Source organism: Aeromonas sp. FDAARGOS 1404, from assembly GCF_019047085.1.
GTDB lineage: Bacteria > Pseudomonadota > Gammaproteobacteria > Enterobacterales > Aeromonadaceae > Aeromonas > Aeromonas veronii.
The window spans coordinates 3311192-3334963 of the sequence record NZ_CP077237.1 but is presented as its reverse complement, the minus strand read 5'-3'; the positions used below and the strand labels follow the sequence as shown (position 1 = coordinate 3334963).

The window sequence follows — 23772 nt, the reverse complement described above, 5'->3', positions numbered from 1 at the left end:
TTTTTGACAAGCAGACCGGCGCACCGGCGCTCTCCTAGCTTGCGATTTCCAGCCCCTCGCGGGACATTCCCTTGAACTCCGGCATGAGGGAGATCAGCTTGCGGCTGTACTCATGCTCGGCATTGGTAAAGAGTTTCTCGGTCTCGGCCACTTCCACCAAATGGCCGTGCTGCATCACCCCGATGCGGTCGCACATCTGGCGGATCACCGGCAGATCGTGGCTGATAAACAGCATGGTGAGCTTGAGCTCCTGCTGCAGATCCTTGAGCAGGTTGAGGATCTGGGCCTGCACCGACACATCCAGTGCCGAGGTCGGCTCGTCGCAGATAAGGAAGCGCGGGCGAGTGGCCAGGGCGCGGGCAATGGAGATACGCTGGCGCTGACCGCCGGAGAACTCGTGGGGATACTTGACCCCGGCACCACGACCGAGACCCACATGATCCAGCAGATCGCCGACAATCCCCTCAATCTGGCTCTCGCTGCTCGCCAGCTGATGGAAGCGGATCGGCTCGGCAATGATGTCGCGCACCTTCATCCGCGGGTTCATCGACGAATAGGGGTTCTGGAACACCATCTGCATCTGGCGGCGCAGCGGGCGACGCTCGCGCTCGCTCTTGAGGGCGGTCAGATCGATCCCCTCGAAGAAAATCTTGCCGGTATCAGGCGGATAGAGGCCGGTGATGGCGCGGGCAATGGTCGATTTGCCGGAGCCGGACTCCCCCACCAGACCGAAGGTCTCCCCTTCGAAGATCTCGAAGCTGATGTTGTTGCAGGCGCGCACATATTGGCGACGGCTCGGGAAGATGGAGTCCTTGGTGACGAACTTCAGATCGACGTTCTCCACCCGCAGCAGCGCCCCTTCATAGGCACGCTCGTCCTGACTCTGGCCGAGCCAGTGGGTCTTGAGGTCGATATTGGTATCCGGCGCACTGGCATCCTCGATATAGGAGACCAGCGGGAAGCGCACCAGCTTCACATCGGAGCGGGGGACCGCCGAGATGAGGCTGCGGGTATAGGGGTGATTGGGGCTGCCCAGCACCTGTTCGGTCAGGCCGAACTCCACCAGATCGCCGCGATACATCACCGCCACCTTGTCGGTAACGTTGGAGACCACGCCCATGTCGTGGGTCACCAGCATGCAGCCCACCTGACGCTCTTTGCAGAGGGCGCGGATAAGCTGGAGGATCTGATCCTGAATGGAGACGTCGAGCGCCGTGGTCGGCTCGTCGGCGATGATCAGCTCCGGATCGCAGGAGAGCGCGATGGCGATAACCACCCGCTGACGCATGCCACCGGAGAACTGGTGCGGATACTGTTTGATGCGCAGCTCCGGCTGCGGAATACCCACCGCCCCCATCAGCTCCAGCGCCTTGGCAAAAGCGGCCTCGCGAGAGAGGTCAGTATTGGCCAGAATGGTCTCCACCAGCTGATGCTCAACGGTGAACAGCGGGTTGAGGGAGGTCATGGGGTCCTGGAAGATGAACCCGATACGGGAGCCACGGATGGCCCGCATCTCGTTCTGGCTCTTGCCAGAGATGAGCTCGCCATTGAGATAGATATCGCCACGGGCGATGCGACCCGGCGGGCTCAGGAGATCGATAACGGCGTTGCCGATGGTGGACTTGCCGGCGCCGGATTCACCGACCACCCCGACAATCTCACCCTTTTCGATAGAGAAAGAGAGATCCTTCACCGCGGCCAGCACCCCGTAGCGGGAGGGGTACTCGATCCGCAAGTTCTTTACTTCGAGCAAGGACATGTTTACCTCTGCGGGGGACATCCGTCCCAAATAATTCGTCCGTAAATCAGCCGCAGATGCCGGTGCTACTCAGGGCAATTAATGCTCAATCCATGTAGCAGTTAAACCAGCGATCCGGGCGGGTTTTTTGCATTTTTTTGGAATAACCCGCGAGTAACTTAGACGGTTTGACCACAGGTGTAAATGATTGAGTTATACAATTCCGCAATGTTTTGTGCAGATAATCATCAATTCGGCAGAGATAAATGATGATTTTAATCACACAAATGGCCGGTGCGTCCGTACTTCTATTGGTATCATTACTTTAATTTCAACAACAACGCAACAAGCAGCATTTATCACTATTTCCAAAACAATCACGAGCCCCGAATGAGTAGTGAATATTTATGTGAAATGGATGATAAACGGCAGCATATGCCGATGAATGAAAATTAAGCAGATATAAATCGGGGGATGCCAGAACGGTCATCCCCCGGAAGATGGCTCTCAACCGAGCCAGAATGCCAGTAATTGCATACAAAGCAGGGCGAACAGGCCGGCGATCAGATCGTCCAGCATGATGCCCAGACCACCGTGGATCCGGCGATCAAACCAGGAGATGGGCCAGGGCTTGAGCACATCAAACAACCGGAACAGCGCGAAGCCCGCCACCACCCACTCCCAGCTGGCTGGCGCTGCGATCATGGTGACGCCAAAGCCGATCACCTCGTCCCAGACGATGGCACCGTGATCCGGCATGCCGATGGCATCGGTGGCGCTCTGGCAGATACGGATCCCCACGACAAAACCCACCGCCAGCAAGACGATAAACCAGTGGGTCGGCAGCCCGCTCACCAGCAGATAGAGCGGAATGGCCGCCAGGGTGCCCATGGTGCCCGGCGCCTTGGGGCTGAGACCGGAACCAAACCCCACCGCCAAAAAGTGAAGCGGATTTTTCAGATCCAGTCGTGTCAGCTCGGGCTTTATCCTGAACAAACTCATGCGAAGTGATCCCACCCTTTCAGTTGCAGCTCGACCGCTTGGTCGCCACGCAGATAGTCGATGCCCGGCTCGCCCGCCACGATGCGGCCGATGCGGCTGAACTTGACCCCGCTGTGGGCCAACGCCGTATCGAGCGCGCCGCGGTGCTCCTCCGGTACGGTGAAGCAGAGCTCGTAGTCATCGCCACCGGCCAACGCCAGTTGCCACGCCTCCTGCTCGCTCACCGCATCCTGCAGCACCGGCGAGCGCGGTAGCAGATCGAGATCGATCTGGGCCCGCACGCCGGAGGCCTTGAGGATATGGCCGAGATCCGATGCCAGACCATCGGATAGATCCAGCGCACTGCCCGCCAGCCCGCGCAGCGCCTGACCGGCCAGAATGCGGGGATGGGGGTGGTCGAGCCGTGGCAGCACGGCGGCCAGCTGGTTCTCGTTGAGGGTGCGTTTGCCCAGCAGGTGAGAGAGCGCCAGCGCTGCATCACCCAGAGTGCCGGTCACATAGATGCCGTCACCGGCTTTGGCGCCGCTGCGCATCAGGGCGCGACCGGCAGGCACCGACCCCTTCACCGAGATGGTGATGGAGAGCGGCCCGCGGGTCATATCCCCGCCCACCAGCGCCACATTGTAATACTCGGCCAGCTCCAGGAACCCTTCGGCAAAACCGGCGACCCAGCCTTCGTTGATGGCAGGCAGGGTCAGTGCCAGCGACACCCAGCGCGGCTCGGCCCCCATGGCGGCGAGATCGGAGAGATTGACCGCCAGCGCCTTGTAGCCGAGATCCACCGGATCCATGTCGGGAAAGAAGTGTACGCCGCTCACCAGAGTGTCGGTGCTCACCGCCAGCTGGGTATCGGGGGGCAGGGTCAGCAGGGCACAGTCATCTCCGGGGCCCATCACCACATCCTTGCGGGCGTGGGGGACCTTGAAGTACTTATCAATCAGCTCAAATTCACCCATACAGTAAAAAGCCAGCAATAAGCTGGCTCCTCTCTTAGATGCTGACGGACAGCAGGATCAACGCTTGTTCAGCGACTTGATCACCTTGTCCAGTACACCGTTGACAAACTTGTGGCTGTCATCGGCAGCAAAAGCTTTGGCCAGCTCGATCGCTTCGTTGATGACCACGCGCGGCGGTACATCATCACGACGGGTCAGCTCGTAGGTCGCCAGACGCAGGATCGCCTTGTCCACCATGTCCACTTCTTCCAGCGGACGGGAGAGGAAAGGTGCAAACACCTTGTCCAGCTCGCTGCAGTGGAGGGCTACCCCGAACAGCAGATCGCGGAAATAGTTCAGGTCTACACCCTTGGTGTCCTGATCGATCTTGAACTGCTCTTCGATGTCACCCACGTTAGCCTTGGTCATCTGCCACTGGTAGATGGCCTGGGTGGCGCAATGGCGGGCTTTACGGCGCTCAGACGGTTTCAATGTACTTCTCCTCGTTACACGTCCAGTTCTTTCAGGACGTTGATCATTTCGAGCGCTGCCAGTGCAGCCTCTGCACCCTTGTTACCCGCCTTGGTACCTGCACGCTCGATGGCTTGTTCAATGTTTTCAGTGGTCAGCACACCGAAGGCAACGGGAATTTCATATTCCATCATTACCTGGGCCATGCCCTTGCTGTTCTCGTTTGCCACCAGGTCGAAGTGGTAGGTGCCGCCACGGATGACAGTACCGACCGCCACGATGGCGTCGTATTGACCACTCTTGGCCAGCTTCTTGATGACCAATGGCATTTCAACCGCGCCCGGCACTTTTACCAGTGTCAGGTTGCTGTCCTGCACTTGACCTTGACGCTTCAGTACGTCCACCGCGCCGTTCACCAGACTGTCGTTGATGAAGCTGTTGAAACGGGCAACAACAATAGCAATGCGCGCCTCAGGAGCGGCGATATTTCCTTCGATAACCTTCATTGGAAATCCTGTATCTGTGCAATCAAAAGGGCCGGAGTCAAAAGTGCGCACATTCTAGCACAACAGACCCACGACAAAAACCATGGCCGCAATAGACGGCCATGATCGCGATGTAACCAGTCCGGCGCACTTGCTCGCCGGTAAATTCCACGACTTCCAGACCGAAACCGCCCGGAAGGGGATGGTACTTCTCTGGTGGAGCTTTACTCGCCGACGTACTCAACCACTTCCAGACCGAAACCACCGAGGGCATGGTACTTCTTCGGCGAGCTCAGCAGACGCATCTTGCTCACGCCGAGCGCCTTGAGGATCTGGGAGCCCACGCCAACCCGGCGCGAGGTGCCCTGCCACTTGGCTCCTTCCGGTGCCAGTCCCTTGTCGGCGGCTTCAAAACCCTTGACCCGGGCCAGCAGCTCGGCGCCGTGGGATTCCGCCCCCAAAATCACCAGCACCCCGCCTTCGTCAGCGATGCGGGCCATGGATTTGGGCAGCGGCCAGCTGCGGGCGGCGTGGCGGTCGGTCAGCAGCAGATCGCTCAGCACATCGTGCAGATGGACGCGCACCAGGGTCGGCTGGTCGGCCAGCACCTCACCCTTTTTCAGGGCGAAGTGAACCTGATTGTCGATGGTATCGCGGAAGGTGATGAGGTCGAACTCGCCAAACTCGGTGGGCAACTTGCACTCGGCCACCTTCTCGACCGTGGTCTCGTGCTGGTTGCGGTACTCGATAAGGTCGGCGATGGTGCCAAGCTTGATGCCGTGCTCCTCGGCGAACACCTCCAGATCCGGGCGGCGCGCCATGGTGCCATCTTCGTTGAGGATCTCGACGATGACGGCGGCCGCCTCGAAACCGGCCAGACGGGCCAGATCGCAGCCCGCTTCGGTGTGACCGGCACGGGTCAGCACGCCGCCATCCTGCGCCATCAGCGGGAAGATGTGGCCCGGCTGCACCAGATCGGCCGCCTTGGCATTGGGCGCCACAGCGGCCTGCACGGTCACCGCACGATCGGCGGCTGAGATACCAGTGGTCACCCCTTCTGCCGCCTCGATGGAGACGGTAAAGGCGGTGGAGAACTGGGCATTGTTGCGATCCACCATCAGCGGCAGCGCCAATTGCTTGCAGCGATCCCGGGTCAGGGTCAGGCAGATGAGGCCACGGCCGTAGCGGGCCATGAAGTTGATATCCTCCGCACGGACGCAGGAGGCGGCCATGATGAGGTCCCCTTCGTTCTCCCTGTCTTCGTCATCCATCAGGATCACCATCTTGCCAGCCTTGATATCGGCAATGATTTCCTGGGTTGTGCTCAGCGCCATGGGCTACTCCATCAGTGTGCTTGGGGGTTGAGCCTACAGGCTCAACGCAAATGCGAGTGTATGTTGCTCTAGATTGGGGCTAGCGGCTCCATTTCAATCAGAGCGGGATCACAGAAAATCGTTTTGGTGGCCAGATTTAGCGCACACCGTCAGAGAAAACCGGCCTTGGCCAGCGTCTCGATGGTCAGGGTCGAGGCGCTGCTCTCCTGACTTTTCCCCATCATCAGCCGCTCCAGATAGCGGGCGATCTGATCCACCTCGAGGTTGACCTTGTGGCCCGGCTTCCAGCTGGCGATGGTGGTCTCCTGCGCGGTATGGGGCACGATCGTCAAGCGGAAAAGGTCGCCCTGCACCGCGTTGACGGTCAAGCTGATGCCATCCACCGCAATGGAGCCCTTCTCGGCGATGTAGCGGGAGAGTTCCCCCGGCGCCTTGATCCAGTACTCGATGGCGCGGCCGCTGCTGGAGACGCTTTTCACCTCCCCTACCCCGTCCACGTGGCCGGAGACCAGATGGCCGCCGAGGCGGGAGGTGGGCATCAGCGCCTTCTCGAGATTGACCCGATCGCCCACTCTGGCGGCGGCAAAGCCGGTACGGGAGAGGGTTTCCAGCGACACATCGGCGGTATAGCTCTTGTCGCCCAGCGCCACCACGGTGAGGCAGACGCCGTTGGTAGCGATGGAGTCGCCCAGTTTGACGTCGCTAAAATCCAGGCCCGGGGCGTGCACGGTGAGGGCCATGTCCTCCCCCTGACGGCGCAGTTCGGCCAGGGTCCCCACCGCTTCGATAATTCCGGTAAACATGCAGATCACCTTGCTGATGACGGGGGCAGCAGATGCCCCCTTGAACATTGAAAGATCAGGCTATTTTGGCGGTAATGCGAATATCAGGCCCCACCATGCGCACATCCTTGATGGCGAGCTTGGGCGCCTGGAACAGCCGGGTCAGGCCGGGCAGATGGAACAGGCCACGCCCCTCGTCACCCATCAGTTTGGGCGCCTGATAGAGCACCAGCTCATCCACCAGCCCTTTTTCCAGCAGAGCGCCGCACAGCCGCGGCCCCGCCTCGACCAGTACCGAATTGACGTTCTGCTTGGCCAGCAGCATGAAGAGGCTGACCAGATCCAGCTTGCCATCCAGCAGCGGCAGCTCCAACTGCTGCACCCATGCGGGCCACTCGCCGGACGCCTTATGACGGGCCAGCAGCACCGGACTCTCGCTCTGGAACAGCGGCAAGTCGGGTGTGAGGCGGTTTTGCGAATCGACGATGACTCGCAGCGGCTGGCGCAGGGTCTCTTTGGGATAACTCGCCTTGACCGAGGGGGGCAGCTCGTCCCAGCGCACGGTCAGGGAAGCGCCATCGGCCAGCACGGTTTCGGAGCTGGAGAGCACCGCATCGTGGCGGGCCCGCAGCCGTTGCACGTCACGGCGCGCATCCGGGGAGGTGATCCACTGGCTCTCGCCGCTCGCCATGGCGGTGCGGCCATCGAGGCTGGCCCCCAGCTTGACGGTCACACGCGGGAAGGCGGTACGCATCCGCTTGAAAAAGCCCGGGTTGAGCGCTTCGGCTTCACTCGCCAGCAGGCCGAAATCGGTCTTGATCCCCGCTTCGGAGAGCATCCGCAGGCCGCGCCCGCCCACCTGGGGATTGGGATCGACCATAGCCGCCACCACCCGGGCCACACCGGCGTTGATCAGCGCTTCGGCGCAGGGGGGAGTACGACCGTGGTGGGAGCAGGGTTCGAGGGTTACATAGGCGGTGGCGCCGCGGGCGTTGTCACCGGCGGCGCGCAGGGCGTAGACCTCGGCATGGGGTTCGCCCGCTTTCTGATGCCACCCTTCGCCAACCACCACACCATCTTTGACCAGCACGGCACCGACGCAGGGGTTGGGGGCCGTGGTGTAGCGGCCGCGGCGGGCCAGTTCGAGGGCCCGACTCATCCATTGGTAATCATCTTGACTAAACATCCGGGCTCCTTTGACAACACATCTCGGCTTTACGCAGTATCGTAGGTTCGATTAGCGCAGAGTAATCGGACGCGGCAACATGGGTAAGAATGGCGGTTTACTTCTCCAGCTTGGCAATCTCTTCGCCGAACTCGCGAATATCTTCGTGTCCTGAGGTAGAGAGGGGCGAAGCGGATATCCACTTGCCCATCCGATACCATCATTTCTCCAATTTGGCGATCTCTTCACCGAACTCGCGAATATCTTCGAAGCTGCGATAGACGGAGGCAAAGCGAATATAGGCCACCTTGTCCAGACTCTTGAGCTCATCCATCACCAGATTGCCTACCAGCTCGGAGGCGACTTCGCGCTCACCGGTGGCACGCAGGCGGGATTTGATATGGTTGACCGCCTTTTCGATGGCCTCCATGCTCACCGGCCGCTTCTCCAGCGCCCGCAGGATGCCGGCGCGCAGCTTGTCTTCGTTGAACGGCTCGCGGGAACCGTTGGACTTGATGACGCGGGGCATCACCAGCTCGGCCATCTCGAAGGTGGTAAAACGCTCGTGACAGAGCAGACACTCACGACGGCGGCGCACCTGATGGCCTTCTGCCACCAAGCGGGAATCGATCACCTTGGTATCAACCGCACTACAGAATGGGCAATGCATCGGACCTCCGGCGTTAATGGAACAGGGACCGGCCCGGCGGGCCAGGATCTAGGTCGGCCAGTGTAGCACGGCCATCCAAAACCGGTAAAAGCCAGAAAAAACAATGCCACCCGCAGGTGGCATTGGTCTCAAACCGAACGGTCTGGCTTATCAGCCATAAACCGGGAAGCGGCGGCAGATATCCAGCACCTTCTCACGCACGGTGGCTAGCACTGCATCGTTGTCGTGGTTGTCCAGTACGTCGCAGATCCAGTGGGTCAGCTCGATGGACTCTGCTTCCTTGAAACCGCGGCGGGTGATGGCCGGGGTACCGATCCGCACACCGGAGGTGACGAACGGGGAGCGCGGGTCGTTGGGCACGGAGTTCTTGTTGACGGTGATGTTGGCTTTGCCCAGTGCGGCGTCAGCATCCTTACCGGTCAGCTCGCGGCCGATCAGGTCAACCAGCATCAGATGGTTGTCGGTACCGCCGGAGACGATCTTGTAACCGCGCTCGATGAAGGTAGCGGCCATCGCCTTGGCGTTTTTCACGACCTGAGCCTGATAGGTCTTGAACTCCGGCTCCAGCGCCTCTTTGAAGGCAACGGCTTTACCGGCGATGACGTGCATCAGCGGACCACCCTGACCACCCGGGAAGACGGCAGAGTTGAGCTTCTTGTAGAGCTCCTCGTCGTCAGCGGCGGAGAGGATCAGACCACCGCGCGGACCGGCCAGGGTCTTGTGAGTGGTGGAGGTGACCACGTGAGCGTGGGGAACCGGGTTCGGGTAGACGCCAGCGGCAATCAGACCCGCCACGTGGGCCATGTCGACGAACAGGTAGGCACCGACCTTGTCGGCGATTTCGCGCATACGGGCCCAGTCGACGATGCCGGAGTAGGCGGAGAAGCCACCGATCATCATCTTCGGCTTGTGCTCGACAGCCTGACGCTCCATGTCGTCGTAGTCGATCTTGCCGGACTCATCGATACCGTAAGGCACGATGTTGTAAAGCTTGCCGGAGAAGTTGACCGGAGAGCCGTGGGTCAGGTGACCGCCGTGGGCCAGGTTCATGCCCAGCACGGTGTCGCCCGGCTGCAGCAGAGCCATGTAAACGGCGCTGTTGGCCTGGGAGCCGGAGTGCGGCTGCACGTTGGCGTAAGTGGCACCGAACAGCTCTTTGGCGCGCTCGATGGCCAGGGTTTCGACCACATCCACATACTCGCAACCACCGTAGTAACGCTTGGAGGGGTAACCTTCGGCGTACTTGTTGGTCAGCTGGGAGCCCTGAGCTTCCATGACACGGGGGCTGGTGTAGTTCTCAGACGCAATCAGCTCGATATGCTCTTCCTGACGACGGGTTTCGTCTGTGATGGCCTGCCACAATTGCGGATCATAATTGGCGATGGTCATGTCACGTTTCAACATCCGTTTCTCTCCTGAAAATCGTTTGCGCGTTAAGTGAAGTGGGCGCGGGCATTGTAACGTGAGCTGGATCAAAGAGACAGTCCAACCACCTAAAAAAATGTTGAATTTATGTTGTAAAAAGCAAGATTCCCTCCCCGTTCAATACCCTGGCCGCCCCGCCAAACGGCACATTTTTCATCCCGCCGCGGGCGGGCAAAACCCGAAGGGGATCACAACGCCCTCTTTATCCATCCTGTAACATACTCATTCGAAACAAATTTAATAATGATGGAGCTAATTGCAGCCATGCATCCGAGGGGCTGCACCTAACCGGAGGAGTTCAAGATGGACCATCTGCTGACATTCGTGATCCTGGCTGTCTTTTTTCTGTTCTACTGGGTCTACTACACCAGCCAACGCAAGCATGTCCCCACCACCTCGTGGGAGCAACTCCCCACCAAAGCCGAATATCTGGCGGCCCACCCTGAATCAGTCGATGGCGACATCATCTTCTGTTATCACTGCGGCCACCACGAGTTGCTGGAGGTTGGCATGGTGCACCTGACCGATTTTCGCCGGGAATGGGTCTGCGCCAAGTGCAAGCAGGTGCTGTTTCGCGAAATAGAATAACAGCGCAGGAACTGGCCCCCTCCCTAAACGTTGTGCATCGCCAGCAGGGATCAGAACGGCGCATCCCTGTTGGCCGCCAGCCACTGCTGCAACCCGCTCACCGCCGCGTCAAATTGCGCCCCGATTGCCGCAGGCTCCCCGCCTCCCGCCTCAAGAGCCGCACAGTGGTTGGCAAATTCGGTCAACCCCAGCGCCAGCGCACTCCCCTTGAGCTTGTGCGCCAGCTGACGTTGCTCACTCCCCTCACCCTGAGCCAACTTATCCAGCAACACCCGCCCTTGCGACTCAAACAGCGCGACCAGCTGGCGGATCCGCGCCATGCCGAGCAGGGGCAGATCGGCATCCAGCACCGGATTGGCCCACTCAGGCTGGTTAGTTGAGGGCACGGCTACTGATAACTGCCCCCGCGGCTCGATAGAGGCCCCTTCTTGCCGAAATAGTTGATCTATGGCGTTCGCCAGCACCGCCAGCCGCACCGGCTTGCCGACAAAATCGACAAACCCGGCGGCAAGGCAGTGGCGGATATCCTCCGGATACATCTGGGCCGAGATGGCGATGGCGGGCAGCGGCCGCTCATGCATCTCCTCACTGATGGCGGCCAGATCCTCGCGCAGGGTCATACCGTCCATATCGGGCAGATTGATATCGAGCAGCGCCAGCTCGAAGGGACGCTCGGTCACCAGCGCCAGCGCACTGCGACCATCCTCTGCCAGGGTGACGCGATGGCCGAGGCGGGTCAGCATGCCGTGCGCCACCAGCCGATTGATCTCGTTATCCTCCACCAGCAGGATGTCACGGGACTGGCCAAGGTGCAGCGGTTGCGCCTCGGCAGGCAGTTGGGCGCTCGAGCGTTGCAAGGGCAGGCTGAAGCTGAATTCACACCCCTTGCCCGGTTCGCTGACAAGGTTCAGCTCGCCCCCCATGGCAGTCACCAGCTTGCGGCTGATCGCCAGTCCCAGCCCGGTGCCGCCCTGATGGCCTATATCACGCTTGCGCTGGCGAAACGCCTCGAACACCGCCTCCTGCTCATCGGCCGGAATGCCGGGGCCGGTATCGCGCACCACGAAGCGGATGCAGGGCTCGGCGCAAGGGCCTTGGCAGGCAAGAGGCGCCACCGTCAGGGTAATCTGGCCACGGGCGGTAAACTTGACTGCATTGCCGAGCAAGTTGCCGAGCACCTGCCGCAGTTTGCCCAGATCCCCCTCGACCACAGGCGCCAGCTCGGGCGCATATTCCAGCGCCAGGGTGACCCCCTTGGCCTCTGCCTTTGGCCGGAACAACGCGCTGAGCTCATCCACCAGCTGGAACAGGGGGAAGGGTTCGCGGCGCGCCTCCACATGGCCCGCCTCTATCTTGGAGTAGTCGAGAATGTCGTTGAGGATCTCCAGCAGGGATTCGCCGCTGTGCTCGATGGCGGCCAGATAGCGCTGCTGGGTATCGCTCAGGTGGGTATCTTCCAGCAGCGTCAGGCCACCCAGAATGCCGTTCATCGGAGTGCGGATCTCGTGGCTCATGGTGGCGAGAAACACCGACTTGGCGCGGTTGGCCTGTTCGGCCTCGGCGCGGGCTTGCCGCTGCTTCTCCACCTCCTCATTGAGCCGCTCGTTGGCGTGGCTGAGCTGGCCGGTGCGCTCCTCGACCCGCGACTCCAGCTCGCGCTGATAGCGGCCCAGCTCAACCGCATTGTCACGAAACACCTGCAGGGCCCGCCCCAACTCCGCCAGCTCATCACGGCCCGCCCCAGCGATCGGCTCAAGGGGGGCCAGATCCCCGCGCGCCAACCGGCTCATCCCCGCCACCGCCCGTTGCAGCGGCCAGACGATCCGGCCGTAGACCATGCGCCACATCAGCAGCATCAGCAGTAACAGGGTGAGCAGGCCAATGCCCATCAACGCCTGCTCCAGCAGCCTGAGACGCTGGCTTAGCGCCTGCTGGCTCTGTCCCAGCGAATCGCGGGCACGGCTGACCAGCTCACCGACCTGCTGGTTGAGGTTGCTCATCAGGGCCTCATTGGCGCTGGCCAGCACCCGCAGCGCCTCCCCCTTGCCGAGCCAGTCGCTGCGCAGTTGCACCAGTTTGTCGCTCTGCGCCAGCACGATCAGCGCCTGCTCCACCGCCTGACGGCGAACCGGATCGGTCACCGCCCCGGCCCGCAACTGCAAAATGGCCAGCTCCCGTTGCCCATCGTGCAGCAGCGTTTGCAGTTGCGTCTGCTGTTCGCTGCGCCACATCTCCTCGATGCGCTGCTGCTGCATCAGGGTGCGATGACGCAGCTCGGTCATCTGCTCCAGCCAGTCGAGATCCTGCTCCAGCAGGCGATCCAGCGTCCGGGTCGCCTGCGCACCTTGCTGTTGGTAGAGGGAACCCAATCCCGCCACCATCACGGTTTCGGCGTTCTCCATCTGACTGCGCGCCAGCTCGGCGATCTGCCCAGCCGCCGCCACCAGACGGGCCCGCTGTGCCTCCCCCTGCGCCATTAGGGTCAATCTTTCCCCCACCAGCCAGCCCTGCTGACCCAGATTGCCGATGATGCTCTGACTGAGCTGATCGAGGCTTGTTGAACCCTGCCCACGACCAAGTTGCGCCAACACCTGCTGCAGCTGTTGCCCCTGCAGAGTGAGCAAGCGCCCCTGATGCTCCCGCTCCTGCTCGCTGGTCGCGGTGGCCAGCAGTCGCGACGCGCTCTGGATCTCGCCGCTGAGACGAGAGAGCGTGCGGGCCAGCTCCTGATCGGCCAAGGTCTGCTGCACCCCTTGCTCCAGCTGGCGCAGATGGCTAAGCCCCACCCAGCCCAGCAGGGAGGCACTCAGGGTCAGCAACGCCATCAGGGAGAAGGCCAGCAGCAACTTGCCACCCAGGCCGGAAAAGATTCTCACGGGAAGTCCCTTGGTTGTGGTCGGCTTTGACCGGATAATATGGCCCAACACTTTAACAAAACCCCTGACCATGCGAAGCGTCTATCTCTCCCCGTTGTTGCTGATCTGGTTGCTTCTGCTTCCCCGCGCCGCCCTCGCCTTTGCGGTCGATATCTGGCCCGGCGGCGAATTCAGCGGCCAGCCGCTGCGCCAGCAGTGGCAGGAACCCGCTGCGGCAACCAAACCGCTGACCCTCTGTGCCCTCTACCCCCATCTGCGCGACGCCTACTGGCTTTCGGTCAATCAGGGCATGGTGGACGAGGCGACGCGGCTGGGAGTCAAGCTGCAGATCCACGAAGCGGGGGGCTACGGCGCCCTCGCCGAGCAGCGCCAGCAGTTGCAGCGTTGCGTGCAGGAAGGGAGCGACGCCATCTTGCTCGGCGCAGTGAGCTATCAGGGCTTGCGCGAGGCCATCAAGGTCACGCCGCTGCCGGTCTTTGGTCTGGTCAATGATCTGCCCAGCGGTCTGGTGCAGGCCAAGGTGGGGGTCTCCTGGTACCAGATGGGCTGGCAAATCGGCCACTGGCTGGCGCAGCGTCACCCCGCCGGCAGCAAGCCGGTCTCGGTCGCCCTCTTCCCCGGCCCGCAGGCAAGCGGCGGCAATAACTTCGTCGAGCCGGGCTTTGCCGATGCCATCAAGGGGAGCGCCATCAAGCTGGTCACCACCGAGCGCGGCGACAACAGCCGGGAAATCCAGCGCACGCTGGTGCAGCAGACGCTGGCCCGCTATCCCGACCTCGACTATCTGGTGGGAGGGGCCATCGCCGCCGAAGTGGCGGTCAACGAGCTGGCGCAGCGCCATCTAGACAGGCCCCAGGTGCTGAGCACCTACTTCAGCCATGGGGTACAGCGGGGCCTGCGCCGGGGCAAGATCCTGGCCGCCAACAGCGATCAGATGCGGCTGCAGGGGCGCCTTGCGGTCGCTCAGGCGGTCTGCCTGCTGCAACACCCTGATGCCAATGCCGAGCAGTGCCCGCGGGTGATGGGGCCACCCATTCTGACGCTCTCTGCGCCGCTGGCCGACCCCGCCGATTCCCTCTCGGATGGCGCTTTTCGCCCCGTCTATCGGGTCGAATAGCCGTTCCAAATCCGATTAGCACACTCAAGGAGAAGAGATGAAAGAGTTACATGCCAGCTGCCTGTGCGGCGCCGTCGCCCTGACCCTGCCGGATCAGTTCGACTATATGGGGAACTGCCACTGCAGCGAATGCCGCAAGTTTTCAGGGGGAGATTACGCCTCGGTCGGCGGACTGGATGGCAACAAGGTCACCATAGTGAAGGGAGAAGAGGCCATCGGCCGCTACCGCAAATCGGCAGAGACCACCCTGGCCTTCTGTCGTCACTGCGGCTCCAGCCTGTTCAGCCAGAAGAGCAGCAGCGGCAAGATCAACCTGCGCCTCGGGGTACTGGACGATGTGCCGAGCCAGCGGCCCGCGTTTCACATCTTTGTCGGCTCCAAGGCGCCCTGGCACCAGATTGGCGACGACTGCCCGCAATTTGATACCCGCCCGCCGGTCTGATACCCGGTCAAACAGGTCAAGGCCGCCGCAACGGGGTCAGGAGGCTATCTCGCCGGCAAACAGATAGCCTTCACCATGGACGGTGACAAACAGCTGGGGATCCCGTGGATCCGCTTCCATCTTGCCGCGCAGCCGCCGGATCAACACATCTATGGTGCGATCGCTCGGGCCATCACCGCGATGGCTGATAAGGGTCAGGATCCGCTCCCGACTGAGCACTCGCCCGGCATGGGCGACAAAGGCCACCAGCACTTCATATTCGGCCTTGGTCAGACGAACCGGCACCCCGTCCTTGCTGAGCTGACGGCGGGGAATATCAAAACGCCATGGGCCAAAGCGCACCGCATCGTCAGCCACCGCAGGCGCGCTCGGCGCGGCGGCCGCCAGCGAGATCCGCCACAGCAGATTCTTGACCCGCACCAGCAGTTCCCTGAGCTCGAATGGCTTGGTGACATAGTCGTCGGCCCCCATCTCGAGGCCGACAATCCGGTCCACCGCATCGCTGCGGCCAGTAACCAGAATGATCCCCACCGTGCTGCGCGCCCGCAGTTCACGGGTCAGCAGCAGACCATCTTCCCCCGGCAGGTTGATATCCAGCATCACCAGATCGACCGTTTGTTCCGCCAGCACGGCGCGCATCTCCTGGCCATTTTCGACCGCCGTCACCCGATAGCCCTCCCGCTCGAAATAGCCGGTCAGCTTCTCGCGGGTAACCGCATCATCTTCAACAACCAGAATGTGGTAGCTCATGGGCAGGGTTCACGATGGTCGACAAGGGAGGATTATTCTATTCACATTTTGTCATAAATACCCCTATTTCATTAATTTGTGGCGGCAGCCCTGTTCACAACGCCTCGCTATCATGGCTCCCATCAAAAAAGTGATGTGAGAGAGCATGATGAAAAAACTGTGGCACTTCCTGCGCACCCCCAGCCGTCGCTGGTCGGTACTGGCGCTGCTTCTGGTGGGCGTCGGCGTCACCCTAGCGGGCACCGTCGGCCTGCACTATGGCTTTGAGAAAACCAGCAGCCTCGAATTCTGTATCTCCTGCCACTCCATGAAAGACACCGTCTATCCGGAGTACAAGGAGTCCATCCACTTCAAGAATGCCTCAGGGGTACAGGCGGTCTGTACCGACTGTCATCAGCCGAAGGATTTCGTCGGCAAGGTGGCCCGCAAGATGGAGGCGGCCAACGACCTCTATCAGGAGTACATAGGCCACAGCATCGACACCCAGGAGAAGTTCGAGGACCGGCGCCTGCATCTGGCCGAGAAGGTGTGGGCACGGATGAGCAGCCAGAACTCCAAGACCTGCAAGTCCTGCCACAGCTACGACAACATGGATCACGCCAAGCAGTCCCCGGCGGCAGCGCTGGCGATGAAAGATGCGGCGGCGAAGAACATGAACTGCATCGAGTGCCACAAGGGCATCGCCCACGAACTGCCCAACATGGCGGGGGGCTTCCGGGCCACTTACGCCACTCTGGTCAACGACGCGCAAGAGGCGCCAGCCGCCGAGACCCTCTACAACCTGGGTGAAAAAGATCTCTATGCCAGCGAACAGAGCACCGACCCGGTCGGCAAACTGCTGCCCGCCTCCCGTATCGACGTGGTGGACCGCAGCGGCGATCGCCTCAAGGTGACCATCGAAGGGTGGCGCGAGAGCGACGGCAAGGGCCGGGTGCTGAGCGAATACATGGGCAAGCGGGTCTTCGTCGCCACCATCCGTGACGAACTGAAAGCGAGCGAGAAAGTGCTCAAACAGGAGACCGACAGCGCCACCCATATCAAGTGGGAACAGGTTCAGGTGCAGGCCTGGGTCGATGGCAAGGGCTTTGAGTCCTCGCTCAAACCGATCTGGGATTACGCCGGCGAGATGTACAAATCCACCTGCAACTCCTGCCACGGCGCGCCGGATCCCGCTCACTTCACTGCCAACGGCTGGATCTCGGGGCTCAAGGCAATGTCTGCCTACTATCGCCTGAGCAAGGAAGAGGAGCGCACCCTGCTCAAATACCTGCAAAACCATGCCGCCGATACCGGTGGTCAGGGCAGCCACTAACTCCGGATTCGAAAGAGGAATAACAAGATGATCAATATTTCCCGTCGTGGTTTTCTGGGTGGCTTGCTGGCCAGCGGTGCCTCTGCCCTGATCGGCCCCTCCCTGCTCGGTCGCGCCGTGATGGCCGCCGAGTCCGGCGACAAGCTGGTGCAGTCCGGCTCCCACTGGGGCGCCTTCCGTGCCCGGGTAGTCAATGGCCGCTGGGTCGAGACCCTGCCGTTCGAGCACGACAAGCACCCCACCGACATGCTCAAGGCCTTGAGTGAAGTGGTCTACAACCCCTCCCGTATCCGCTACCCCATGGTGCGGCTGGACTGGCTGCGCAAGGGGCACCAGTCCAACACCAGCGAACGCGGCCAGAACCGCTTCGTGCGGGTGACCTGGTCTCAGGCGCTGGACTTCTTCTATCACGAGCTGGAGCGGGTGCAGAAGACCTATGGCCCGAGCGCTCTCTATGCCGGTCACTCCGGCTGGCAGTCTGTGGGCAAACTGCACTCCGCTGGTGCCATGCTGGGGCGCGCCATGAACCTGCACGGCACCTATCTGGCCAAGGCTGGTGACTACTCCACCGGTGCCGCCCAGGTGATCCTGCCCCACGTGGCGGGCGCAATGGAGGTGTATGAGCAGCAGACCTCCTGGCCGCTGGTGCTGGAACACAGCAAGACCATCGTTATCTGGGGCTCCGATCCCATCAAAAACCTGCAGGTGGGCTGGCTGGTGCCGGATCACAGCGTCTACGACTACTGGGCACAGCTGAAAGAGAAGGTGGCCAAGGGTGAGATCAGGGTGATCAGTGTCGACCCGGTCAAATCCAAGACCCAGAAGTACCTCAATTGCGATCAGGTGACCCTGAATCCGCAGACCGACGTACCGCTGATGCTGGGCATCGCCCACACCCTCTACAGCGAGAAGCGCCACGACGAAGCGTTCCTGAAGAACTACACCACCGGCTTTGACAAGTTCCTGCCCTACCTGCTGGGCACCAGCGATGGTCAGGTGAAGGATGCCGAGTGGGCCGCCGCCATCTGTGGCGTCCCTGCCGAGACCATCCGCGAGCTGGCCCGCGCCATGAGCAGCGGCCGTACCCAGCTTATCGGCGGCTGGTGTGTGCAGCGCATGCACCACGGCGAACAGTACGCCTGGATGCTGGTGGTTCTGGCCTCCATGCTTGGCCAGATCGGCCTACCAGGTGGCGGTTACGGCTTTGGCTGGCACTACAACGGGGCGGGCACCATCACCTCCAGCGGCCCCATTATGTCAGGTTTCAGTTCGGTCATCCCCGGCGTTAAACCACTCCATGACGGCGACTGGAAGGGCTACTCCAAATACATTCCGGTGGCCCGTTTCGTCGACTGCATCCTCAATCCGGGCAAGCAGATCGCCTTCAACGGCCAGACCATCACCTACCCCCACATGAAGATGGCGGTGTTCTGCGGCAACAACCCGTTCCACCACCAGCAGGATCGCAACAAGATGGTCGCGGCCTGGCGCAAGCTGGAAACCGTGGTCAGCATCGATCACCAGTGGACGGCCAGCTGCCGTTTCGCCGATATCGTGCTACCCGCCACCACCACTTATGAGCGGGACGACATCGAGCAGTGGGGCTCCCACTCCAACGCGGGCATTCTGGCCATGTACAAGGTGGTGGAGCCGCTGTTCGAGGCGCGCGATGACTACGACATCTTCGCCGATCTCTGCCGTCGATTCGGTCGCGAGGCCGAGTTCACCGGTGGCAAGAGCAAGCTGGAGTGGATCCAGAGCATCTATGACGATGCCCGCCTGCAGAGTCGCGGCATCGGCATTCGACTGCCCCGTTTCAGCCAGTTCTGGCACGGCGAAGGCTTCGTCACCTTCCCGGCGGGCCAACCCTGGGTGCGCCACGAGTCGTTCCGTCAGGAGCCGGATCTGGAGCCACTGGGTACCCCGTCCGGCCTTATCGAGATCTACTCCAAGACCATCGCCGACTACGGCTATGGGGATTGCCCGGGCCATCCGGTCTGGATCGAACCCTACGAGCGCTCTCACGGCGGGCCGGGCAGCAAACAGTACCCGCTGCACCTGCAATCCTGCCACCCGGACAAGCGGCTGCACAGCCAGCTCTGCTCCTCCGACAACTACCGCGCCACCTACACGGTGCAGGGGCGCGAGCCTGTCTACATGAATCCGCAGGATGCCAAATCCCGCGGCCTCAAAGACGGCGATCTGGTGCGGGTGTTCAACGGCCGCGGTCAGGTATTGGCTGGTCTAGTGGTGAGTGATGACTACGCCCCCGGCGTGGTGCGCATTCAGGAAGGAGCCTGGTATGGCCCACAAGAGGGTGGCAAGGTAGGGACTCTCTGTACCTACGGCGATCCCAACGTGCTGACCGCCGACATCGGCTCCTCCAGCCTGGCGCAGGCCACCACGGCCCATACCGCGCTGGTGGAGATCGAGAAGTTCCGCGGGCAGGCACCTGCCGTCACTGCCTTCGGCGCGCCGGAATCGGCCAAGGGCATCGACCCCATGTTCCCGGCACTCTGACCCCGGGGGGACGAAAGCGACCCCTTGAGTTTCCTTTATTTTTAAAGTCGTTAGAATCGGGAGCCATCAAGGCTCCCGATTGCCATCCACGGAGGAAAAATGCAGGAATTTATGGCTACCAGCGAACGCCGGGCCGAACTCTACTGGTGGTTCTCCACCCTGTTCGCCGCCGAACTCAGTGATGAGCAGATCGCCGAATATGACACCTATGATGTGCGAAGCTTCCTGAAAAGCCTCTCCACCCTGGATCCGATGCGCGAAGCCGTGGCCGAACTCAACGACGCCATCGCCCGCCTGCTGGTGCGCCCGGATCGCCAGCTCGAACTCGCCGCCGACTTCGCCGGTCTGTTTCTGGTGGATCCCAAGCAGGGCGCCCTGCCCTACGAATCGCTCTACCGTGGCGAGGCCAAGTTGCTGATGCAGGCCCCGATGGCCGAGATGCAGGCCCGCCTCGATCGCCTCGGCATCAATGTCAGCGATAAATACAAAGAGCCTGCCGACCATCTGGCTATCGAGCTGGATCTGATGGGCAATCTCATCATCCGCGCGGCGGAAGCCAAGAGCGCAGCCGAGCGGGAACGCTGGCTCGACGAGCAGGAAGCGCTGCTGCACGGGCATCTGCTGGGGTGGTTCGACAAGTTCGAAAGCGCTTGTCGCGCCGCCGACCGGTTTGGCTTTTACGGCGCCAGTGCCCGTCTGCTGGGGGTCTTCCTCAAGATGGATGCCAACTACCTCTCTCTGGTCAAACCGGCACCGTCCGCCGACTGAGCCCGCGATGAAGACAGCCCTGCTTCTGATTGCATGCTGGCTGCTGGCCCTGATCCCGCTGGATCAGGGCATTACTCCCCTGATCGCGCTGCTGTTCAACCCTGATCGCGAGCTCTACGGCACCGCCCAGCTCACCGGCTTTGCCGGCATCCTGCTCACCCTCTACCTTGCCAATCTCGGCGTCGAGGTGGTGTTGCGCCGCCGCTTCCAGATTGCCGGCATGCTGGCGCTGCTGGCCGCCTGGATCGACTTCATCAACAGCAGTGGCAGCGAGTCGCACTTCCTGCTGCTCTATCTGCTCGCCCTCCCCTTCCATCTGCTCGGCTGGCTGGTATTTGTGCGCGGTATTCAGGCGTTTGGTCGCCAGAAGGGATAACCACTCGCCCCTTTTTACATCCTTTTTATCAGGTTTTTCTACCTATTCTTGCCGTCAAAACAACCAGATAACTCCGCTTGACTCCCTGGCAAACAGTTCGTGCCATACTGACAACTGATGCAAGTGACAAAATAATCAATGCCGAGGTCATCATGGATGGGAAGCTTTTCAACGCCGACACCGAGGCAATGTTGACCCAGCTGTCAGATCACACCGTCCTGGAACAGCTGATGGATAATGCCCCTCTGGGCATCGGCGTCTTTGACTGCGAATTTCGCTACCGTAAAGTCAATCAGGTGCTGGCCGACATCAATGGCAAAAGCATCGAGGAGCATCAGGGCAAGCACCTCAGAGAGGTGGTTCCCAAGCTGGCCCCGACCCTGGAGCCCATGTTTCAGCAGATCATGCGCAGCGGCCTGCCCTACGTGGATATCGCCATCACGGGCCAAACCGCGGCGTATGACAGCAGCTCCCGCCGCTTTCAGGCCACCTACAGCCCGATGCGGGATGAGAAAGGGGAGCTGAACGGCATCCTCGCCATCGTGCGGGACATCACCGAGCAGTACGAAACCGAACAACGGCTGCAACTGGCAATGCGAGCGGCCCAAATCGGGGTGTGGGAGTGGCACGTTGCGGAAGACAGACTGCTGTTCGACGGCCAGATTGAGCCGCTGCTGGGCATCGAGGCCAACCAGTTCCACGGCGGGCTGCAAGCGTTCGTCGACTGTTTTGAACCGGAATCTGGCAGCCAGCTCAAGGCCGCCCTGCAAAGTCATGACCCCATCCATCTCACCCTGAGCTACCTCACCGCGCTCAACGAGCGCCACTGGGTCGATATTCATGCCGACCATGTCCCCGCCACCGAGTCGGTCGGCCACCGGGTCATGGGAGTCATTCACAATGCCACCGCCCGCCGCCGTCAGGAGGAGCGACTCCATCAGGCCAACGTGGTATTCGATACCACTGCCGAGGGGATCATCATCCTCGACAGCGAGCACCATATTCTGTCGGTCAACCCGGCCTTCACCATGCTGACCCAATACAATGCCGAGGAGGTGATAGGCCGCACCCCGGATATCATCATGCATCCCAGGCGCTACACCGACCTCGACTATCCCTGGTATCACCTGCGCCCCGGCAACAACGCCTGGCATGGCGAGATGGTTTGTCTGCGCAAGGATGGCAGCTACTTCTCCTCCTGGCAGCAGATCAGCGCTGTCTATGACAACTTCAACAACACCACTCACTATGTGATCGCCCTCTCCGACATCAGCGCCATTCGCAAGGTGGAGGCCGAGCTGAATCACCTTGCCTATCACGATCCCCTGACCGAGCTGGGCAATCGCCATCTGTTGCAGGAGCGGCTGGCCCTTGAGCTGAAAACCGCGCAGCTCAATCGCAAACGGTTGGGGCTGCTCTTTATCGATCTGGATGGCTTCAAGCTGATCAACGACAGCCTGGGCCACGGGGTCGGCGATGAGCTGCTCAAGCGGCTGGCAGAGCGGATCCGCGGCTGCCTGCAGCACAACGATTTGGCGACCCGCCTCGGGGGAGACGAGTTTCTGGTGCTGATCCCCTATCTGGAGGAGCCTGACGAGCTGGCAGCCCTTGCCAATACCCTGCTGACCGTGTTGCGTGAACCGGTTGAGCTGGCCCATGAGCTGGTGGCAATCTCGGCAAGTATCGGTATCGCCATCTATCCGGATCATGCTGACAGCCCGGAAACCCTGGTCAGTGCCGCCGACAGCGCCATGTACGAGGCGAAAAGTCAGGGGCGCAACGGATTCCAGTTCTATACCCCCTGCATGGCGGCTCGAGCCCGCGAGCGAATGCAGATTGAGCAGGGTCTGCTCAAGGCCCTGGAGCTCGAACAGCTCTGCATCTTCTATCAACCCATGACCAATCTGGCCAACGGCCACCTGAGTGGACTGGAGGCCCTGCTGCGCTGGCAGCATCCCAATGAGGGAATGATAGCGCCGACCCGTTTTATTCCGGTGGCAGAGGAGTGCGGCCTGATAGAGAAAATTGGGGAGTGGGTGATGCGCAACGCCTGCGAGCAGGGACAAAACTGGCTGGCCGCCGGACTGCCGGTGCCTCGCTTGTCGGTCAATGTGTCGGTGCGGGAGATGCGCTCCCCGGGCTACGTTGAACGGGTCGCCGCTATTCTGGCCGAGACCGGATTTCCGCCAGAACGGCTGGAGATAGAGGTGACGGAGAGCATCATCCAGCGGGTCGAACAGAGTCTGGATCTCTTTACCCGCCTGAAAAATCTCGGCGTTCAGATTGCCATCGATGACTTTGGCACCGGCTTCTCGTCACTGAGTCTGCTCAAGACCCTGCCGATCGATCGCATCAAGATAGACCGGGCGTTTGTGCAGGCATTACCGGAAGACAAGAACAGTCGGGAGCTCTGCCGCACCATCATCAATCTGGCCGACAGTCTGGATATGGAGGTCACCGCCGAAGGGATTGAAACCAAGGCACAACACGCCTTCTTGCAGTCACTCAACTGCGGCGAAGGACAGGGCTATCTGTTCAGCAAACCACTGCATGTAGAACATATGGGAGATCGCCTGCATCAACGCTACGTCTCATAGCGGCAGGCAATCATCATCACCAGCCGGGAGGCATCCGCCTCCTGGCTGCCGACCGGATTACCACTCAATCTGCAAGCGGGATTCCCAACCATCATCACGATCATTGAGCATACGCGTCAACGGTGATTCGCCAGCATAACGGGGGGCTGGCTCGCTGAAGGTAAGTCTGGTACCAGGCTCTTTGGCCTGCCATGCATGACCAAGCTGATCGGCCACCCGATCCCGCAGCGCAGGTGAGGCCTCCTGATGGGTGAGCGCAAACTCTTTCGGGGGTTCGCCAGCGGGCACTGGCGCATCAAACTGCCAGAGGGATGCACAGAGCAACAAAGAAAACATCATGACCTCCAATTAATCGACACGCCCCCTTTTACCCACTTGCCGATTAATTGTCACTCTTTGTCCTGTAACCAACTGTTGCC

21 protein-coding genes are annotated in these 23772 nt (G+C 61.1%); 8 read left to right on the top strand and 13 right to left on the bottom strand.

Annotated elements, in window-relative coordinates:
- Positions 1–34: 34 nt before the first annotated feature.
- The 10 genes from I6L34_RS15685 to glyA form a co-directional block, all read right to left on the bottom strand.
- The gene (locus tag I6L34_RS15685; RefSeq protein WP_005358467.1) at positions 35–1759 is read right to left on the bottom strand and encodes an ABC transporter ATP-binding protein; all 1725 of its coding nucleotides are present in this window, start codon (positions 1757–1759) and stop codon (positions 35–37) included.
- A 486-nt stretch (positions 1760–2245) separates the two neighbouring features.
- Positions 2246–2740: a phosphatidylglycerophosphatase A gene (locus tag I6L34_RS15680; protein WP_216954959.1), complete on the bottom strand. Its 495-nt coding sequence runs from the start codon at positions 2738–2740 to the stop codon at positions 2246–2248.
- Complete coding sequence (gene thiL / locus I6L34_RS15675; protein ID WP_075115601.1) at positions 2737–3696, bottom strand: thiamine-phosphate kinase; 960 nt, start codon at positions 3694–3696, stop codon at positions 2737–2739. Before thiL ends, I6L34_RS15680 begins: the two co-directional genes overlap by 4 nt.
- Positions 3697–3753: 57 nt before the next feature.
- On the bottom strand, positions 3754–4167 hold the full coding sequence (nusB, locus tag I6L34_RS15670) for a transcription antitermination factor NusB (RefSeq protein ID WP_005343514.1): 414 nt from the start codon (positions 4165–4167) through the stop codon (positions 3754–3756).
- A 14-nt stretch (positions 4168–4181) separates the two neighbouring features.
- Positions 4182–4652: a 6,7-dimethyl-8-ribityllumazine synthase gene (gene ribE, locus I6L34_RS15665; protein WP_019445931.1), complete on the bottom strand. Its 471-nt coding sequence runs from the start codon at positions 4650–4652 to the stop codon at positions 4182–4184.
- Between the two features lie 203 nt (positions 4653–4855).
- Positions 4856–5965, bottom strand: coding sequence for a bifunctional 3,4-dihydroxy-2-butanone-4-phosphate synthase/GTP cyclohydrolase II (gene ribBA, locus I6L34_RS15660; RefSeq protein ID WP_216954958.1), 1110 nt, complete (start codon positions 5963–5965; stop codon positions 4856–4858).
- 149 nt (positions 5966–6114) lie between these two features.
- A complete protein-coding gene (locus I6L34_RS15655) occupies positions 6115–6768 on the bottom strand; it encodes a riboflavin synthase (RefSeq protein ID WP_075115600.1) in 654 nt (217 codons plus the stop codon).
- Positions 6769–6823: 55 nt separating this feature from the next.
- Positions 6824–7933: a bifunctional diaminohydroxyphosphoribosylaminopyrimidine deaminase/5-amino-6-(5-phosphoribosylamino)uracil reductase RibD gene (ribD, locus tag I6L34_RS15650; RefSeq protein ID WP_216954957.1), complete on the bottom strand. Its 1110-nt coding sequence runs from the start codon at positions 7931–7933 to the stop codon at positions 6824–6826.
- Between the two features lie 199 nt (positions 7934–8132).
- Positions 8133–8582 carry a transcriptional regulator NrdR gene (gene nrdR / locus I6L34_RS15645; RefSeq protein WP_005338880.1) on the bottom strand — a complete coding sequence of 150 codons (450 nt, stop codon included), beginning with the start codon at positions 8580–8582 and terminating at the stop codon, positions 8133–8135.
- A gap of 150 nt (positions 8583–8732) precedes the next feature.
- Entirely contained in the window at positions 8733–9986 is a 1254-nt protein-coding gene (glyA, locus tag I6L34_RS15640; RefSeq protein WP_005338884.1) for a serine hydroxymethyltransferase, read from the bottom strand.
- A 324-nt stretch (positions 9987–10310) separates the two neighbouring features.
- Between glyA and I6L34_RS15635 the strand changes: the two genes are divergently transcribed.
- Positions 10311–10595, top strand: coding sequence for a hypothetical protein (locus tag I6L34_RS15635; protein ID WP_019445934.1), 285 nt, complete (start codon positions 10311–10313; stop codon positions 10593–10595).
- A 50-nt stretch (positions 10596–10645) separates the two neighbouring features.
- Here the strand turns inward: I6L34_RS15635 and torS are convergent, their stop codons facing one another.
- On the bottom strand, positions 10646–13471 hold the full coding sequence (gene torS / locus I6L34_RS15630; protein WP_216954956.1) for a TMAO reductase system sensor histidine kinase/response regulator TorS: 2826 nt from the start codon (positions 13469–13471) through the stop codon (positions 10646–10648).
- Positions 13472–13541: 70 nt separating this feature from the next.
- Here torS and torT point away from each other — a divergent pair, with 70 nt between their 5' ends.
- Together torT and I6L34_RS15620 are read left to right on the top strand one after the other, a co-directional pair.
- The gene (gene torT / locus I6L34_RS15625) at positions 13542–14588 is read left to right on the top strand and encodes a TMAO reductase system periplasmic protein TorT (protein ID WP_216954955.1); all 1047 of its coding nucleotides are present in this window, start codon (positions 13542–13544) and stop codon (positions 14586–14588) included.
- A 37-nt stretch (positions 14589–14625) separates the two neighbouring features.
- On the top strand, positions 14626–15030 hold the full coding sequence (locus I6L34_RS15620; protein ID WP_005338893.1) for a GFA family protein: 405 nt from the start codon (positions 14626–14628) through the stop codon (positions 15028–15030).
- 36 nt (positions 15031–15066) lie between these two features.
- Here I6L34_RS15620 and torR read toward each other — a convergent pair whose 3' ends face one another.
- On the bottom strand, positions 15067–15780 hold the full coding sequence (gene torR / locus I6L34_RS15615; RefSeq protein WP_042060063.1) for a two-component system response regulator TorR: 714 nt from the start codon (positions 15778–15780) through the stop codon (positions 15067–15069).
- Between the two features lie 145 nt (positions 15781–15925).
- Here torR and torC point away from each other — a divergent pair, with 145 nt between their 5' ends.
- From torC to I6L34_RS15590, 5 genes are all read left to right on the top strand, one after another.
- Positions 15926–17092 (top strand): pentaheme c-type cytochrome TorC, encoded by a 1167-nt coding sequence (torC, locus tag I6L34_RS15610; RefSeq protein ID WP_005343495.1) that lies wholly within the window; start codon positions 15926–15928, stop codon positions 17090–17092.
- 27 nt (positions 17093–17119) lie between these two features.
- Positions 17120–19612, top strand: coding sequence for a trimethylamine-N-oxide reductase TorA (gene torA, locus I6L34_RS15605; protein ID WP_216954954.1), 2493 nt, complete (start codon positions 17120–17122; stop codon positions 19610–19612).
- 99 nt (positions 19613–19711) lie between these two features.
- Positions 19712–20380, top strand: coding sequence for a molecular chaperone TorD (gene torD / locus I6L34_RS15600; RefSeq protein WP_058057287.1), 669 nt, complete (start codon positions 19712–19714; stop codon positions 20378–20380).
- A 7-nt stretch (positions 20381–20387) separates the two neighbouring features.
- On the top strand, positions 20388–20756 hold the full coding sequence (locus I6L34_RS15595) for a hypothetical protein (protein ID WP_042080620.1): 369 nt from the start codon (positions 20388–20390) through the stop codon (positions 20754–20756).
- A 188-nt stretch (positions 20757–20944) separates the two neighbouring features.
- Positions 20945–23353, top strand: coding sequence for an EAL domain-containing protein (locus I6L34_RS15590; RefSeq protein ID WP_234781323.1), 2409 nt, complete (start codon positions 20945–20947; stop codon positions 23351–23353).
- Between the two features lie 57 nt (positions 23354–23410).
- Here the strand turns inward: I6L34_RS15590 and I6L34_RS15585 are convergent, their stop codons facing one another.
- Entirely contained in the window at positions 23411–23692 is a 282-nt protein-coding gene (locus I6L34_RS15585; RefSeq protein ID WP_234781322.1) for a hypothetical protein, read from the bottom strand.
- Between the last annotated feature and the right edge of the window lie 80 nt (positions 23693–23772).